The sequence below is a fragment of the Xanthomonas sp. LMG 12462 genome (assembly GCF_009192885.1).
In the GTDB taxonomy this organism is placed as follows: Bacteria; Pseudomonadota; Gammaproteobacteria; order Xanthomonadales; family Xanthomonadaceae; genus Xanthomonas_A; species Xanthomonas_A sontii.
Map to the genome: position 1 here is coordinate 1 of NZ_NMPP01000016.1, position 15,230 is coordinate 15,230.

The following is a 15,230-nucleotide window of genomic DNA, read 5'->3' on the forward strand; positions in this document are numbered from 1 at the left end:
CCAGGGTCTGGTCGCCGCCGACATTGGCTGCGACCACGATGTCGCAATGCGATTCCCACGGCAGCGGGCGGCCGCGCGCCAGCGCCTCGCGCAGGCCAGCGGTGCCGACCGGCTGCCGGCGTCCGCGCAGGAAGCACAGCAGATCGCCGGGGGCAGGCTTTTCCTGCTGCGGGTCGGCAAAGCGATAGGGCAGGCCGTCGGCGCCGGCCTGGTAGGCGGCGCGGATGTAGTCGATATGCCGGATCGAGGTGTGGAAGCCGGCCACGCCGGCGCGCACCATCACGTAGGACACGAAGGCTGCCGACCACGGGTTGTCGACGATGAAGGCGCGGCAGTCGTTTTCGCGGTAGCGCGACCCGTCCAGCTGCTGGCAGCTCTCGGCACCGTCGAAGCGGCCCATCGCGCCCAGCGTGCCGCTGTCGCGCCAGTAGGCGGCGACGCGCTGCCAGGCTTCGATGCCGTCGTCGGCAAGGTCGGCGCGCTCGGCCTCGGTGACGCGCAGGCCGGCCAGGCGGCCGTCGCGATCGATGAACGGGCGCCACCACAGCCGGTGCTCGTTGCAGGCGGTGCGCACGATCGCCACCGCCGCCGGGGTCAGGCCGAAGCGCGGCGGCAGATCGCAGACTTCCGCGGCCGCGGCGCGGCCGGCGGGAAACAGGGCGGCGACACACAGCAGCGCGAACCAGGGGCGGAACATCGGCGAACTCGGTGGGGACGGGGAAGCGCGCAGCGTCGCAGAGCGGCGTCGGCGAGGCCGTGAAGTGTAGGGCGTGCGGCGCGATCCGGGCAGATCGCGCCGTGCTGGCTGGCGCGTTCCCGGCGGATCAAGGCGCTTGGCGGTTACCCTTGGGGTGGTGGGACTCACCCAGCGGGGTGGAAACGAGCAACGTCGCGACTGGGCCATGCGTGCGGACATGCACGCATGGGATGTATCCGCATTCGCCGCGGGTGTGGAAAGGGCGCGCGGTCGCCTCGTCGGGCGATCTGGCCGCCTACTGCGGCGGCGTTCCGAGTTTCAGCGACAGATCCACGGCCTGCACATGCTTGGTGAGTGCGCCGATGGAGATGCAGTCGACGCCGTCCTGCGCGATCGCGCGCACCGCCTCCAGGTCGACGCCGCCGGAGACTTCCAGCGGAATCGCGCGATTGAACGGTGCGGCCGCGGCGATCGCCACCGCGTCGCGGCGCTGTTCCGCAGCGAAGTCGTCGATCAGGATGCGATCGCAGCCGGCTTCCAGCGCTTCGCGCAGTTGCTCCAGAGTTTCTACCTCGACCACCAGCGGCAGCGCCGGCCATTGCGCGCGCGCGGCGGCCACCGCCGCAGGCAGCGAACCGGCGGCGTGGATGTGGTTCTCCTTGAGCATCACCGTGTCGTACAGACCGATGCGGTGGTTGCTGCCGCCGCCGCAGCGCACCGCGTACTTCTGCGCCAGGCGCAGGCCGGGCAGGGTCTTGCGCGTGTCCAGGATGCGCGCGCCGGTGCCGGCGACCGCGGCCACGTAGGCGGCGGTGGCGGTGGCGGTGGCCGACAGGGTCTGCAGGAAGTTCAGCGAGGCGCGCTCGGCGCTGACCAGGGCGCGACTGCGCCCGTGCAGCAACGCCAGCACCGTGCCGGCGGCCACGCGCTGGCCTTCGCTCACATGCCAGTCGATGCGGACCTGCGGATCCAGCGCCTGGTGGCAGGCGTCGAACCAGGGGCGGCCGGCGATCACCGCGTCTTGCTTGCACAGCAGGTAGGCGCTGTCGGCGCGGTCGGGCAGCAGCGCGGCGGTGACGTCGCCGCTGCCGAGATCCTCGGCCAGCGCACGCGCGACATCGGCGGCGATCAGCTCCGCGGCGGGCGCCTGCGGCGGCGCCATGTCGCGGCTCATTTGGCCGGGAAATCGGCGAGCTGGGCGGTGCCGATGGCCTCTTCGGCCAGCAGCACCGGAATGCCGTCGTCGACGCGGAACACCTGCTTGCGGTCGCGGGTGATCAGGGCTTCGCGCAGCGGTTGCGCCTGCGCACTGCCGTCGGCGCGCTGCACGCCGCCGGCGGCGATGGCGCGGTTCAACGCCTCCAGGCCGCGCGCCTCCAGCAGCGCCAGCGGTTGGCGGGTGTCGGGCGAGCACAGCAGGTCGAGCAGTTTGCGGTCCATCCGGTCTTCGTCTTGCGTGGAAGACGGCTAGAATACGTCTTTAAGGCAGGGGACGGCCATGACCTCCAAGCAAACCGCGCCGCTCGTCGGCATCGTGATGGGTTCCCGCTCCGACTGGGAGACCATGCAGCATGCGGCGCAGAAACTCGATGCGCTGGGTGTGCCCTATGAAGTGAAGGTGGTGTCGGCGCACCGCACGCCCGACGTGTTGTTCTCCTACGCCGAGCAGGCGGCTGGGCGCGGCCTGCGCGCGATCGTGGCCGGCGCTGGCGGCGCCGCGCACCTGCCGGGCATGCTCGCGGCCAAGACCGCAGTGCCGGTGCTGGGCGTGCCGGTGCAGTCCAAGGCGCTCAACGGCATGGACTCGCTGCTGTCGATCGTGCAGATGCCGGCCGGCATCCCGGTGGCCACCTTCGCGATCGGCAATGCCGGCGCGGCCAACGCCGCGCTGTTCGCCGCGGCGATGCTGGCCCACGACCACGCTGAGATCGGTGCCGCGCTGGGCGAGTTCCGTCAGCGCCAGACCGACGACGTGATGGCCAAGGACGATCCGCGCCAATGACCACCGTCGGCATTCTGGGGGCGGGGCAGTTGGCACGGATGATGGCGGTGGCCGGCGTGCCGCTGGGCCTGCGCTTCGCGCTGCTGGATCCGGCAGCCGATGCCTGCGCCGGACAGGTGGCGCCGCTGCGGGTCGGCGACTATGCCGACCGAGCCGCGCTGGCCGCGTTCGCGGACGCGGTCGACGTGGCGACCTTCGATTTCGAGAACGTGCCCGCGGATAGCGCCGCCGCCCTGGCCGGGCAGGTGCCGGTGTTCCCGAGCCCGGATGCGCTGGCCGTGGCGCAGGATCGCCTGGCCGAGAAGACCTTGTTCCGCGAGCTCGGCATTCCCGTGCCGGCGTTCGCCGCGATCGACACCCGCGCCGATCTGGACGCGGCGCTGGCGCAGGTCGGCACGCCGTGCATCCTCAAGACCCGCCGGCTCGGCTACGACGGCAAGGGCCAGTTCCGCATCGCCTCCGCCGCCGACGCCGATGCGGCCTGGGCGGTGCTGGGCGCGCAGGCGGCCAGCGTCGGCCTGATCGCCGAGGCGTTCGTACCGTTCCAGCGCGAGGTCAGCGTGGTGGCGGTGCGCGGCCGCGACGGCGAGTTCCGCACCTGGCCGCTGACCGAGAACTGGCATGTGCACGGCGTGCTGTCGGCCAGCCTGGCGCCGGCGCAGGCCGATGCCGCGCTGGAGCAGGCGGCGGTGGCGCATGCGCGTGCCCTGGCCGAACGCCTGCAGTACGTCGGTGTGTTCGCGCTGGAACTGTTCTGCCGCGACGGCGAACTGCTGGCCAACGAGATGGCCCCGCGCGTGCACAACTCCGGCCACTGGACCATCGAAGGTGCGGAGACCTCGCAGTTCGAGAACCACCTGCGCGCGGTGCTAGGGCTGCCGCTGGGCTCCACGCGCATGTGTGGCCATGCCTGCATGCTCAACTGGATCGGCGCGATGCCCGACGCCGCACCGGTCCTGGCGCAGCCCGGCGGGCATTGGCACGACTACGGCAAGGAGCCGCGCGAAGGCCGCAAGGTCGGCCACGCCACCCTGCGCGAGGACACGCCGGAGGCGCTGGCGCTGGCCCTGCAGACCGTGGGCGCGCAACTGCAGCGCGAGACCCAGGTCGCCCCGGTGATCGCCGCGTTGCGCGGCGAGCGCTGAACCAGCAGCAGGAGCGCCCAGGCCACGCCTGGGCAAGGAACCGGCAGCCACGGCCGCCGCTCCTGCGAATCTCCAATCCCGACTCCCCAATCCCCGCTCACCGCTCACCGCAGATTGGACGCCGCGAACTCCCAATTGACCAGTTTCCAGAACGCCTGCAGATAGCGCGCGCGGTCGCCGGGATGGTCGATGTAGTAAGCGTGTTCCCAGACGTCGCAGCCGAGCAGCGGCGTGTCGTCGCCGGTCAGCGGGGTGCCGGCGTTGGCGGTGCTGACCACGGCCAGGTTGCCGTCCGGACGCTGCACCAGCCACACCCAGCCCGAACCGAACAGCGCCAGGGCCATGCGCTCGAACTCGGCCTTGAACCGCGCCACGTCGCCGAAACTCCTGGTCAGGCGCTCGCCGAGCGCGCCGCCCGGTTCGCCGCCGCCGCGCGGGCGCAGGCCGCGCCAGTAGAACTCGTGATTCCAGACCTCGGCCGCTTCCTGGAACAGCCGGCCCTGCGCGCGCCGCAGCAGGTCCGGCAGCGCCAGCTCGGCCAGGTCGCTGCCGACGAGCCGCGCATTGAGCCGTTCCACCAACGCGCGCTGGTGCTGGCCGTGGTGCTGTTCCACCGCGGCGGCGGACAGGTGCGGGGCCAGCGCCGCAGCGGCGTAGGGCAGGGGAGCGAGTTCGATGGGCATGGATCCTCTGGCGGTTTCGGGCGCGCGTCGCGGTACTGCCGCGCGCAGGGCTTACACTATGCGGCTACGCGAGAGTCTAGCCGACCGCCAAGGTCGTTCTTTCGCCCCAGCAGGAGAGAACCCGCATGCAGGTGATGGAGCGCATCCAGGCCGACGTCGAACGCCATCCCATCGTGTTGTTCATGAAGGGCACGCCGCAGTACCCGATGTGCGGCTTTTCCAGCCGCGCGTTGCAGGCGTTGCTGGCCGCCGGCGCCGACCGCCTGCACACCGTCAACGTGCTCGACGAGCCGGAGATCCGGGCCAATCTGCCGCGCTATTCGAACTGGCCGACGTTCCCGCAGCTGTTCATCCATGGCGAGCTGATCGGTGGCTGCGACATCACCATGGAGCTGTTCGAGTCCGGCGAGTTGCAGCGCATCGTGACCGAGGCTTACCAGTCGTGAGTACGCCTGCGTCGCCGCAGGCCGGCGCGCTGGCGCAGCGGGTGATCCTGGTGAGCGGCGCCGCCGGCGGGCTCGGCAGCGCTGCGGCGCTGGCGTGCGCCCAGGCGGGGGCCACCGTGGTCCTGCTCGGGCACAAGCCGGCACGCTTGAACCGCGTCTACGACGCGATCGCCGCGGTCGGCGCCGCGCCGCTGCTGTACCCGCTGGACCTGCTCGGCGCCACTCCGCCGGACTACGCGACCCTGGCCGAGCGCCTGCAGGGCGAGCTCGGCCGCCTGGACGGGCTGCTGCACTGCGCCGCCGACTTCGCCGGGCTGACCCCGTTCGAGCATGCCGATCCGGCCCAGTTCGCGCGCGCGATCCACGTCAACCTGACCGCCGCGGCCTGGCTGACCCAGGCCTGCCTGCCGTTGCTGCGACAGGCCGAGGATGCCGCGATCGTGTTCGCGGTGGACGATCCGGCGCGGGTCGGCCAGGCCTACTGGGGCGGCTACGGCGCGGCCCAGCACGGCCGCCGCGGCCTGCTGGCGAGCCTGCACGGCGAGCTGGCCGCATCGCGCGTGCGCGTGTCCGGCCTGCAGCCGGGGCCGATGCGCACCGCCTTGCGCGCCCGCGCCTACACCCATCAAGAAGACCGCGACGCGGTCGATCCGGCGCGCTACGCCGACGCCTGCGTCGACCTGCTGTCGCCCGCCGGCTCCGCGCACCGCGGCGCAATCTGGAATCCCCTGGCATGACCATCCTGTCGGCAGCGCTGCTGCTGTTCCTGATCCTCGACCCGCTGGGCAACATCCCGGTATTCCTCAGCGTGCTCAAGCCGTTGCCGGCGCGGCGTCAGCGCATCGTGCTGGCGCGCGAACTGCTGATCGCACTGGGCGTGCTGATGGGCTTCCTGTGGGGCGGCAAGTACGCCCTGGAAGTGATGCACCTGCGCCAGGAGTCGGTGGCGATCGCCGGCGGCATCGTGCTGTTCCTGATCGGCATCCGCATGATCTTCCCGCGCCCGGAAGGGCTGATGGGCGAGATTCCCGACGGCGAGCCCTTCATCGTGCCGCTGGCCATCCCACTGGTCGCCGGCCCCTCCGGCATGGCCGCGGTGATGCTGATGGGCAGCAACGAGCCGACCCGGCTGGGCGAGTGGAGCCTGGCGCTGATCCTGGCCTGGCTGGCGACCTCGGCCCTGCTGTTCTCCGGCACGCTGCTGTACAAGCTGCTCGGCATGCGCGTGCTGACCGCGGTCGAACGGCTGATGGGCATGCTGCTGGTGGCGATCTCGGTGCAGATGTTCCTGGACGGGCTCAGCGCCTATCTGAAGCTGCCGGTCGCCGGCTGAGGTTGCATCGCGGCCGAGTCGGGGGCGCCGTGGGGACGGCGCTGGCCCTGGGCGGGCCTCGCTTCGAGCACGCCAGGCTGCTTGCTGCGGCCCCTTCAGGCGGCAAGGGGAGGGGGGGGGGCGTGGCCGGCGGCGGTCCCGGGCGGCCTTCCGTGCCTGTCCCGGCGTTGTCGCCGAAGCCCGCCAGGACTGGGATCGACGTCTTCTGATGTCCGCTTGTGCTGCACTGTCACGGTTTGGCAACAAATTGGCCCTATGGTGTTAAACTCATGTTAACCCTTGCGGGGAATCGGCAAGGGTGACCAGCCCCCTCATTCCGCGGTCGTGCGTCCGTACCCCGCACGGCCTGCCATGCGCATTTCGTCAAACTCCATCGAGGCTATTGCAATGATTCAACCCCGTCTGCGGATGTCCAAGCTCACTCTGGGCCTCGTTGCGGCGCTGGCCGCGGCGCCGGTGTTCGCCCAGAGCACCTCCGCCGGTGTCGGCGGTGTGGTGACCCACGGCGGCCAGCCGGTCGCCGGCGCCGAGGTGACCATCACCCACGTCGAGTCGGGCACGGTCAGCCGCGCCACCACCGATGCCGCCGGTCGCTACAACGCGCGCGGCCTGCGCGTCGGCGGTCCGTACAGCATCACCATCACCAAGCCGGGTGACGGCACCAAGACCGAAGACGGCGTGTACCTGAGCGTCAACCAGAACGCCACCATCAACGCCGACCTGACCGGCGACATGGCTGCGCCGACCACGCTGGAGACGGTCAACGCGGTCGCCATCGCCGCCGGCTCGGAAGTGTTCAGCGCCACCAAGATGGGCTCGGGCACCAACGTCGGCCGCGAGCAGATCGAAGCGCTGCCGTCGATCAACGGCAACATCCAGGACTACATGCGCCTGGATCCGCGCGTGGCCTTCGTCGATCGCGCCTCGGGCACGATCAGCGCCGGCGGCCTGAACCCGCGCTACAACTCGATCAACATCGACGGCGTCTCGGCCAGCGACACCTTCGGCCTGGAAGGCAACAACATGACCACCCGGCGTCAGCCGGTGTCGATGGAAGCGATCGAAGCCATCGACGTCAACCTGTCCAACTACGACGTCAGCATCGCCAGCGCCGCCGGCGCCACCGTCAACGCGGTGACCAAGTCCGGTACCAACGAGTTCCACGGTTCGGTGTACGGCAGCTATCGCGATGGCGACTGGTTCGGCGACAACCCGGACGGCAGCAAGTTCAACGGCTTCACCAAGGAGAAGACCTACGGCGCGACCTTCGGCGGCCCGATCGTCAAGGACAAGCTGTTCTTCTTCGCCAACTACGAGAAGTTCCAGCAGGATGCGCCGGGCCTCGACCTGGGCAGCACCGCGCTGGGCAAGGCCAACGCCAAGTACGGCATGGCCGACGTGACCCGCGCCCAGCAGATCGCCAAGAACTACGGCTTCGACGCCGGCACCCTGGACAGCGACGGCAACACCGACCTGAAGGAATACGCGCTCAAGCTGGACTGGAACATCAGCGACAACCACCGCGCCAGCTTCCGCTACAGCAAGCTCGACCAGAGCAAGCTGCGCATCAATGGTGCCGGCAACTCCAGCCAGGCCTCGCTGAGCTCGTACTGGTACCAGCACGAGAAGTCCGTCGAGAGCTACGTCGGCCAGCTGTTCAGCGACTGGTCCGAGAACTTCTCCACCGAGTTCAAGGTGTCCTACCGCGACTACTCCGCGATCCGCGTGGTGCCGACCAATGCGCCGAGCATCGCCGTGTACTTCGACGGTACGGTCGCCCAGCCGTCCGGCGACGTGCTGTTCCTGGGTACCGAGACCAACTCGCAGGGCAACATCCTCACCACCAAGACCTGGAACTACTACGGTGCGGGCACCCTGACCCTGGACAACCACAACCTGAAGTTCGGCGTCGACTACAGCACCAACGACATCTACAACCTGTACGGCCGCAACACCTGGGGCGTGTACACCTTCTTCGGCCTGGACAACTTCGCCAGCGGCCGCTGGAGCTCGTACCAGCTCAACCAGGAGCGTAGCCCGGGTTCGATCGCGGCCGATTACAAGAACAGCAACCTCGGCCTGTTCGTGCAGGACACCTGGTACGTCAACAACAACCTGACCCTGACCCTGGGCCTGCGTGGCGATCGCGCGAAGGTGAGCCCGGATCCGACCTACAACGCCGGTGCGCAGGCGGTGTTCGGCTACGACAACAGCAAGATCTTCAATGGCGATTTCCTGATCCAGCCGCGCGTCGGCTTCAACTACACCTTCGACACCGACCGTCCGACCCAGTTGCGCGGTGGCGTGGGCCTGTTCCAGGGCGATGCGCCGCAGGTGTGGATCGGCAACAGCTACTCCAATACCGGCTTCAACTACAACGCCTACAGCTTCACCACCTACGATCCCCGTCTGCGGTTCAGCGCCAACAAGGACACCCAGCCGGTGCCGACCACGCCGGGTTCCGCGACCCAGGGCGTGAGCTTCGTCGGCAAGGACTTCAAGCTGCCGTCGCTGTACAAGGCCAACCTGGCCCTGGACCACGAATTGCCGTGGTACGGCATCGTCGCCTCGGCCGAGTTGCTGGTGACCAAGGTCAACAACGGCCTGTACTACAAGAGCCTGAACATCGGTCGTGTCACCCCGGGGCAGGATCCGAGCCCGGCCTACTACGGTCCGGATGGCCGCGCGCTGTACTGGAACCCGGCGCAGACCGGTCGTCCGTGGGCCGCTGGCAACAACCGCTACAACCGCAATCCGGCGTATAGCGACGTCTACCTGATCGACAACACCGACAAGGGCAAGACCCAGCAGTTCACCGTGTCGCTGTCCAAGCCGTTCAGCGAAGGCGGCGACTGGTCCTGGACCCTGGGTTACACCTACACCCACGCCACCGAAGTCGGTTCGCTGACCAGCTCCACCGCCAGCTCGGGCTGGGGCTACCAGTACGCCTTCAACGCCAATTCGGAAACCGAGAACACCTCGCGCTACGAGATCAAGGACCGGATCTCCGGCTCGCTGGACTGGAAGCACATGTTCTTCGGCGACTACGAGACCCGCGTGGGCCTGGTCTACGAAGGCCGCAGCGGCCGTCCGTACAGCTACGTGTTCAACGGCGACGCCAACGGCGACGGTCGTTCGACCAACGACCTGTTCTACGTGCCGAAGGGCCCGGGCGACGTGCTGTTCGGCACGCTGAGCAACACCGGTGCGTTCACCGCCAACCCGGCGCTGCAGCAGCAGTTCTTCGACTGGCTGGCCAAGAACCCGCAGCTGGCCAAGTACGCCGGCAGCTACGCCCCGGCCAACGGCTTCCGTTCCGGCTGGATCAACACCTTCGACGTGCGCATCACCCAGCAGCTGCCGGGCTTCTTCAAGGGCCACAAGTCCGAGGTCTGGCTGGACATCCAGAACGTGGGCAACCTGCTGAACAAGAAGTGGGGCCGGATCTACGACTACGGCTTCTACGCCGACGCCCGCGTCGCCAACCTGCAGGGCATCTACCAGGGCAAGTACGTGTACAACACCCTGTACACCGACCAGCCGACGGCTGCCAATGCCGACGCCGACGGCTTCAACACCGGCGTGTCGCAGTGGTCGCTGCAGCTGGGCTTCCGCTATCAGTTCTGATCGCGGCGCACGCTAGCTGAAGCGTTGGAAACGGCCGGGGCGACCCGGCCGTTTTCTTTTTGTGGGGGCTGACGTTAAAGTCGCCGGCTGACGACACCGACAAGACATTCGATATGACGACCAGCAATACGGCGGCGCGCGCGCTGCCGGTAGTGGATGCGCGGATCTACCCGCGCGGCGGCCTGGACATCCTCTCGCGCGTGGAAGTGGCGCGCTTGCGCGATGCCTCCAGCGGCGGTCTGCACGAACTGCTGCGGCGCTGCGCGCTGGCGGTGCTGACCAGCGGCAGTGCCTCGGACGATCCGCGCGCGGCGCGCGATCTGTATCCCGACTTCGACATCCAGGTGGTGCAGCGCGACCGTGGCGTGCGCATCGACCTGCTCAACGCGCCCGCGATGGCCTTCGTCGACGGCGAGATCATCAATGGCGTGGCCGAGCTGCTGTTCGCCGTGGTCCGCGACCTGGCCTACATGGCCATCGAGTTGGGCCCCGAATCCAGCACCGACCTGCAGTCCAGCGAAGGCATCACCAATGCGGTGTTCGGCCAGTTGCGCAATGCGCGCATCCTGCAGCCGACCGATCCCAAGCTGGTGGTGTGCTGGGGCGGCCATTCGATCTCGCGCGACGAGTACCTGTACACCAAGCAGGTCGGGTACGAGCTGGGCCTGCGCGGGCTGGACATCTGCACCGGTTGCGGCCCGGGCGCGATGAAGGGGCCGATGAAGGGCGCCACCATCGCCCATGCCAAGCAGCGCAAGCACGACAACCGCTACATCGGCGTGACCGAGCCGGGCATCATCGCCGCCGAGTCGCCGAACCCGATCGTCAACCACCTGGTGATCATGCCGGACATCGAGAAGCGCCTGGAGGCCTTCGTCCGCATCGGCCACGGCATCATCGTGTTCCCCGGCGGTGTCGGCACCGCCGAGGAGATCCTGTATCTGCTCGGCATCCTGCTGCGCGAGGAGAACCGCGACCTGCCGTTCCCGCTGATCCTCACCGGCCCGACCATCGCCGCGCCGTATTTCGAGCAGATCGACCGCTTCCTGCGCCTGACCCTGGGCGAGGTGGCCACCTCGCGCTACGAGATCGTGGTCGGCGATCCGGTGGCGGTGGCGCGCAAGATGGCTGCCGGCATCCAGCACGTGCGCACGCACCGCAAGGAGCAGAAGGACGCGTTCTACTTCAACTGGTCGGTCGACATCCCGCTGGAGTATCAACGTCCGTTCGAGCCGACCCATGAGGCGATGGCCGCGCTGGATCTGCACCATGGCCGTCCGCCGCATGCGCTGGCCGCGGACCTGCGTCGCGCCTTCTCCGGCATCGTCGCCGGCAACGTCAAGGAAGACGGCATGCGCCGCATCGAGCAGCATGGCCCGTTCGAGATCCACGGCGATGCGGACATGATGCAGGCCCTGGACGAGTTGCTGCGCGCCTTCGTCGAACAGCGCCGCATGAAGATCTCCGGCGAGTATCGGCCCTGCTACCGGGTCATGGCCTGAGTCCGATCCGGATCGTCGCGACGAACCAGGCGCCATCGCTGGCAGTGTGCAGCGAGGCGCCTTCCAGGCTGTCCAGGCGCGTGCGCAGCGCCGACAGGCCGACGCGGTGACCGCGGCCGATATGTGGCGAAAGGCCGCCTATCGGCACCGGGTTGCGCACGCTGATCTCCAGGGCGCCGTCGCGTTCGCCGATGGCGATGCCGATCTCGCCGCCCTCGGCACTGCATTCGATGCCGTGGTGCACGGCGTTCTCCAGTAGCGGTTGCAGCGACAGCCGCGGAATCCGAACCGGTGCCGGCGCCTCCGGCACCTCCCAATGGACGCGCAGGCGTGGCCCGAAGCGGATCGCCTCGATGTCCAGGTAACGCCTGGCCAGGTCGATCTCGTCCTGCAGATCGACCAGGTCCGGCGCGGCCAGCGCGGCGCGGAACAGATCCGACAGATCCATCAGCAGTTGTTCCACCTGTTGCGGTTGCCGGTGCACCAGCATCACCGCGGTGTTGAGCGTGTTGAACAGGAAGTGCGGCTGCACGCGCGCGGTCAGTGCGTCGATCTCGGCCTGCTTGGCGCGTTCGACCAGTTGCTTGATGCGCACGTGGTTGTGCAGCGCGGCCATGCCGAGCAGGCCGATCAGCAGGGCGATGCCGGACAACTGCAGCGACAGCGTCAGCCATGCGCGGTCGGAGAGCTGCCAGTAGTCGCCGAAGGCATAGAGAATCACGCCGCTGATCAGCCAGGTCAGCGCCTGCATCAGGCCCAGTGTGGCCACGGTGATGGACAGGAAGCCGCATCCGGCCAGCGCCCGGCGCAACAGCAGCAGGCTCGCCAGGGTCAGCAGCGCGACCCACTGGATGCCCAGCGACGCCAGCCCGAAGTAGACCCAGCGGCTCCCTGCCATGCCCGTGCCCGGGACCGGGGTCAGGGCCAGGATGGCCGCGATGCACTCGCCGGCCATCACGATCCAGATCAGGGTCGAGGGTTGCTTGAGGACCTGGAGCTGGTCCTTGGAGTAGGCGGAGGCGGGCATCGGGGCGGAAGGCGGTGGGGCAGGGCCGAGCTGCATCATGCCGGCTGGCGCCCTGTCGCGCACGGTCCGTCCACTCCCCCATATCCGCCATCCGTCGGCAACGGCTGGCGCGGTCGCGGTCCGGCCGCTAGCGTGGCCGCCGGGAGAATCTGGGGAAGGATATGGCTGTTCCTTGCGCGCGTGGCCTTGCCGAACGGACGCAGCGTGGTTTCACGCTGGTGGAATTGATGGTCACCGTGGCGGTGCTGGCGATCATCATGGCACTGGCGGTGCCCAGTTTCACCGGTCTGATCCGCAGCAACCGCTTGACCGGCGCCGCCAACGAACTGATCGCCGCGGTGCAGTTGACGCGCTCGGAGGCGGTGCGCCTGAACGGTGGCGTCAGCCTGTGCCGCAGCGACGACGGTGCGACCTGCGCCAGCGGCGGCAACTGGACCCGCTACCTGACCGTGGCCCGCGACGGCACCGTGCTGCGCAGCACGACCCTGCGCACTGGCCTGGTCGTCACCAGTACGACCCTGGATGCGATGGGCGACAAGCTGACCTTCGGAGCGGACGGCATCGCGCGCAACAGCAGCGGTACGCCGGTGACGGGTGGCATCGTCGTCTGCATGGCGGTTACCAACCCATCCAACAATGTCCGGAGCGTCAAACTGATGGGCGGCAGCCGCGCCCAGGTCACATCGACATCCGACGGCGGCAGCTGCACCACCACCGGCTGAGCCGGTTCCGGCAAGCGGAGACACCATGAAGCGGTTCGAGAACGGTAGACACATGGCGGGCGTCACCCTGATCGAGGTGATGATCTCGGTGCTGATCCTGGGGGTGGGGATGCTGGGCGTGGCGGCGATGCAGACCACGGCGTTGCGCAACAACCAGAGCGCGCTGCAGCGCAGCCAGATCGTCATGCAGACCTACACCATCCTCGATGCGATGCGGGCCAACCGCAGCGCGGCGATGCTGGGGGCCTACAACACCGGCAGCATGCTCTGCACGGCGCCGGCGGCGGGCGACCTGGTGGCGAACGACAAGGCGGTCTGGCTCAGCGGGTTGAAGGCGGCGATCGGGGGCGACCCGGCCACCACGTGCGGCTCCATCGCCTGCAACGACGGCAATTGCACGATCACCGTGCAATGGGACGACAGCCGCGGCGTGAACTCCAGTACTGGCGGCAACACCAGCGGCAGCGCGACCCAGACCCTGAGCACGGCGGCCCAACTGTGAACACACTGATCGCGCGGGCGCTGCCACGGCGCCAATCCGGCTTCAACCTGATCGAGCTGATGATCTCGATGCTGCTCGGCCTGCTGGTGGTCGGTGCGGCGATCGGCATCTTTCTATCCAACCGCCAGACCTATGCGGCGACCGAGGGCCTCAGCCGGCTCCAGGAGTCGGCCCGGACCGGTTTCGAGATGATGGCGCAGGATATCCGCGAGGCCGGCGGCAATCCTTGCGATTCCGGATTGCCGGTCGCGAACGTGCTGAACAATCCCACGGCGAGCTGGTGGATGAATTGGACGCTGCCGCTGACCGGCTACAAAAACAGCAACCCGTCCGGTCTCACCGTCACGGCAGGGACCGACGCGATCCAGATCCTCTCCGCGGGTACCGGCGGCGCCACCGTGACCGCGCACAACCCGGCGAACCAGACGCTGACGCTCAACGCGGCAGCACCGGACCTGCACAGCAACGCGATCATGCTGCTGTGCGATCGCCAGCAACTGGCGGTGCTGCAGGTGAACAGCGTTTCCGGCACCACGGCCAGTTACGCGAGCGGCGGCCTCAATGCCTGCACACGGCTCGGGCGCCTGCCGGGCGTGTGCGTCGCCGGCTCGAACAATTACACCTACGAGATCAACTCCATCCTGACCGAAGTGCGGGCGGTGCGCTGGTATGTCGCGGCCAGCAGCGGAGGAACGGGCGGCACCTCCTTGTATCAGCAAGTGGCCTTGCCGGGCGGCACGAGCCAGAAGAACGAAATCGCCGATGGCGTCACCGGCCTGCAGTTCAAGTATCTGTCCACCGGCGGCACCGCCTATGCCGATGCCAGCGGCGTGGGCAACTGGGCCAACGTGATCGCGGTGAAGATCGACATGACCGTCAGCGCCGATACGTCGGCCGGCGCCAACAAGCAGCCGGTGACGCGGACCTTCAGCACGATCGTGAGCATCAGGAACCGGAACCCGTGAACACGTCGCCATCGCTCCGCCGGCAGGCCGGCATTTCGCTCATCGTCGTCCTGCTGCTGTTGCTGGTGATGACCCTGCTGGGGCCTCGCCGTCTTGCGCGGCACGCTGCTGCAGGAGCGCATGTCCTCCAACATGTACGACCGCAGCCTGGGGTTCCAGGCCGCCGAAGGCGCCTTGCGCGATGCGGAGAAACTGATTCAGACAGAGGCTGGCAAGGGCAACACCGTCGGCTTCAACTGCGTGAAGGTCCCCGGCACCGTATGCCCTGCGGTTCCCAGCAACACTTATACCGGCAATGCCTCCAGCGGTTGTGCGCTCGGCACCCAGGAGTGCTGGGTGGACGGCACGGTGACCCCGACGGGCCAGGCCGTCCCCGCGCAGTACTACATCCAGTATCTGGGCCAGCGCACCAGCGAGGATCAGCTGGGCCTGGGGTCGAGCATCAATCAGAACCAGTACGGCGGCACCGGCGGCACCTCGCTGGAGCACTACTACCGCGTCATCGCGCGCAGCGGCAACCCGGCCGCGTCCAATGGCCGGGCCATCGTCGTGCTGCAGACCAACGTCACCGTCAAGTAA

General features: G+C 68.5%; 15 protein-coding genes and 1 pseudogene. 11 read left to right on the forward strand and 5 right to left on the reverse strand.

Annotation, left to right across the window (positions count from 1 at the left end; genetic code table 11):
• The 3 genes from CEK69_RS05415 to CEK69_RS05425 form a co-directional block, all read right to left on the reverse strand.
• Positions 1–697, reverse strand: a 697-nt coding sequence (locus tag CEK69_RS05415; protein WP_152244317.1) for a DUF2272 domain-containing protein, incomplete at its 3' end; no start/stop codon positions are given.
• A gap of 295 nt (positions 698–992) precedes the next feature.
• Positions 993–1,871 (reverse strand): carboxylating nicotinate-nucleotide diphosphorylase, encoded by an 879-nt coding sequence (gene nadC / locus CEK69_RS05420; RefSeq protein WP_152244319.1) that lies wholly within the window; start codon positions 1,869–1,871, stop codon positions 993–995.
• Positions 1,868–2,137, reverse strand: a complete 270-nt coding sequence (locus CEK69_RS05425) for a Trm112 family protein (protein ID WP_010342118.1) — start codon at positions 2,135–2,137, stop codon at positions 1,868–1,870. Before CEK69_RS05425 ends, nadC begins: the two co-directional genes overlap by 4 nt.
• A 58-nt stretch (positions 2,138–2,195) precedes the next feature.
• Here CEK69_RS05425 and purE point away from each other — a divergent pair, with 58 nt between their 5' ends.
• Together purE and CEK69_RS05435 are read left to right on the forward strand one after the other, a co-directional pair.
• On the forward strand, positions 2,196–2,699 hold the full coding sequence (purE, locus tag CEK69_RS05430) for a 5-(carboxyamino)imidazole ribonucleotide mutase (RefSeq protein WP_017909417.1): 504 nt from the start codon (positions 2,196–2,198) through the stop codon (positions 2,697–2,699).
• Positions 2,696–3,844 carry a 5-(carboxyamino)imidazole ribonucleotide synthase gene (locus CEK69_RS05435; RefSeq protein WP_152244321.1) on the forward strand — a complete coding sequence of 383 codons (1,149 nt, stop codon included), beginning with the start codon at positions 2,696–2,698 and terminating at the stop codon, positions 3,842–3,844. The genes purE and CEK69_RS05435 overlap by 4 nt, the downstream gene beginning before the upstream one ends.
• A gap of 104 nt (positions 3,845–3,948) precedes the next feature.
• Here CEK69_RS05435 and CEK69_RS05440 read toward each other — a convergent pair whose 3' ends face one another.
• The gene (locus CEK69_RS05440; protein WP_148829294.1) at positions 3,949–4,527 is read right to left on the reverse strand and encodes a Fe-Mn family superoxide dismutase; all 579 of its coding nucleotides are present in this window, start codon (positions 4,525–4,527) and stop codon (positions 3,949–3,951) included.
• A gap of 125 nt (positions 4,528–4,652) precedes the next feature.
• Here CEK69_RS05440 and grxD point away from each other — a divergent pair, with 125 nt between their 5' ends.
• The 5 genes from grxD (at position 4,653) to ppnN (ending at position 11,435) form a co-directional block, all read left to right on the forward strand.
• Positions 4,653–4,973: a Grx4 family monothiol glutaredoxin gene (gene grxD / locus CEK69_RS05445; protein ID WP_010342114.1), complete on the forward strand. Its 321-nt coding sequence runs from the start codon at positions 4,653–4,655 to the stop codon at positions 4,971–4,973.
• Positions 4,970–5,710, forward strand: coding sequence for an SDR family NAD(P)-dependent oxidoreductase (locus tag CEK69_RS05450; RefSeq protein WP_152244323.1), 741 nt, complete (start codon positions 4,970–4,972; stop codon positions 5,708–5,710). Before grxD ends, CEK69_RS05450 begins: the two co-directional genes overlap by 4 nt.
• Positions 5,707–6,306 (forward strand): MarC family protein, encoded by a 600-nt coding sequence (locus CEK69_RS05455; RefSeq protein ID WP_048489899.1) that lies wholly within the window; start codon positions 5,707–5,709, stop codon positions 6,304–6,306. The genes CEK69_RS05450 and CEK69_RS05455 overlap by 4 nt, the downstream gene beginning before the upstream one ends.
• 408 nt (positions 6,307–6,714) lie before the next feature.
• Entirely contained in the window at positions 6,715–9,933 is a 3,219-nt protein-coding gene (locus CEK69_RS05460) for a TonB-dependent receptor (RefSeq protein WP_152244387.1), read from the forward strand.
• 113 nt (positions 9,934–10,046) lie between these two features.
• Complete coding sequence (gene ppnN / locus CEK69_RS05465) at positions 10,047–11,435, forward strand: nucleotide 5'-monophosphate nucleosidase PpnN (RefSeq protein ID WP_017907239.1); 1,389 nt, start codon at positions 10,047–10,049, stop codon at positions 11,433–11,435.
• Here ppnN and CEK69_RS05470 read toward each other — a convergent pair.
• On the reverse strand, positions 11,425–12,462 hold the full coding sequence (locus CEK69_RS05470) for a histidine kinase (RefSeq protein WP_017911246.1): 1,038 nt from the start codon (positions 12,460–12,462) through the stop codon (positions 11,425–11,427). The two genes, ppnN and CEK69_RS05470, sit on opposite strands and share 11 nt — an antisense overlap.
• 227 nt (positions 12,463–12,689) lie before the next feature.
• Between CEK69_RS05470 and CEK69_RS05475 the strand changes: the two genes are divergently transcribed.
• From CEK69_RS05475 to CEK69_RS05490, 4 genes and pseudogenes are all read left to right on the forward strand, one after another.
• Complete coding sequence (locus CEK69_RS05475; protein ID WP_017911245.1) at positions 12,690–13,184, forward strand: GspH/FimT family pseudopilin; 495 nt, start codon at positions 12,690–12,692, stop codon at positions 13,182–13,184.
• Positions 13,185–13,209: 25 nt separating this feature from the next.
• The gene (pilV, locus tag CEK69_RS05480) at positions 13,210–13,686 is read left to right on the forward strand and encodes a type IV pilus modification protein PilV (protein WP_017907236.1); all 477 of its coding nucleotides are present in this window, start codon (positions 13,210–13,212) and stop codon (positions 13,684–13,686) included.
• Positions 13,683–14,651, forward strand: a complete 969-nt coding sequence (locus tag CEK69_RS05485) for a PilW family protein (RefSeq protein WP_152244325.1) — start codon at positions 13,683–13,685, stop codon at positions 14,649–14,651. Before pilV ends, CEK69_RS05485 begins: the two co-directional genes overlap by 4 nt.
• A pseudogene (locus CEK69_RS05490) lies at positions 14,648–15,230 on the forward strand (PilX N-terminal domain-containing pilus assembly protein). The gene CEK69_RS05485 and the pseudogene CEK69_RS05490 overlap by 4 nt, the downstream one beginning before the upstream one ends.

What these genes read in the sequence shown, in the direction of transcription:
- nadC (WP_152244319.1), bottom strand. Translation starts at nt 1,871, where the DNA reads ATGAGCCGCGACATGGCGCCGCCGCAGGCGCCCGCCGCGGAGCTGATC.
- CEK69_RS05425 (WP_010342118.1), bottom strand. Translation starts at nt 2,137, where the DNA reads ATGGACCGCAAACTGCTCGACCTGCTGTGCTCGCCCGACACCCGCCAA.
- purE (WP_017909417.1), top strand. Translation starts at nt 2,196, where the DNA reads ATGACCTCCAAGCAAACCGCGCCGCTCGTCGGCATCGTGATGGGTTCC.
- CEK69_RS05435 (WP_152244321.1), top strand. Translation starts at nt 2,696, where the DNA reads ATGACCACCGTCGGCATTCTGGGGGCGGGGCAGTTGGCACGGATGATG.
- CEK69_RS05440 (WP_148829294.1), bottom strand. Translation starts at nt 4,527, where the DNA reads ATGCCCATCGAACTCGCTCCCCTGCCCTACGCCGCTGCGGCGCTGGCC.
- grxD (WP_010342114.1), top strand. Translation starts at nt 4,653, where the DNA reads ATGCAGGTGATGGAGCGCATCCAGGCCGACGTCGAACGCCATCCCATC.
- CEK69_RS05455 (WP_048489899.1), top strand. Translation starts at nt 5,707, where the DNA reads ATGACCATCCTGTCGGCAGCGCTGCTGCTGTTCCTGATCCTCGACCCG.
- CEK69_RS05460 (WP_152244387.1), top strand. Translation starts at nt 6,715, where the DNA reads ATGTCCAAGCTCACTCTGGGCCTCGTTGCGGCGCTGGCCGCGGCGCCG.
- ppnN (WP_017907239.1), top strand. Translation starts at nt 10,047, where the DNA reads ATGACGACCAGCAATACGGCGGCGCGCGCGCTGCCGGTAGTGGATGCG.
- CEK69_RS05470 (WP_017911246.1), bottom strand. Translation starts at nt 12,462, where the DNA reads ATGCCCGCCTCCGCCTACTCCAAGGACCAGCTCCAGGTCCTCAAGCAA.
- CEK69_RS05475 (WP_017911245.1), top strand. Translation starts at nt 12,690, where the DNA reads ATGGTCACCGTGGCGGTGCTGGCGATCATCATGGCACTGGCGGTGCCC.
- pilV (WP_017907236.1), top strand. Translation starts at nt 13,210, where the DNA reads ATGAAGCGGTTCGAGAACGGTAGACACATGGCGGGCGTCACCCTGATC.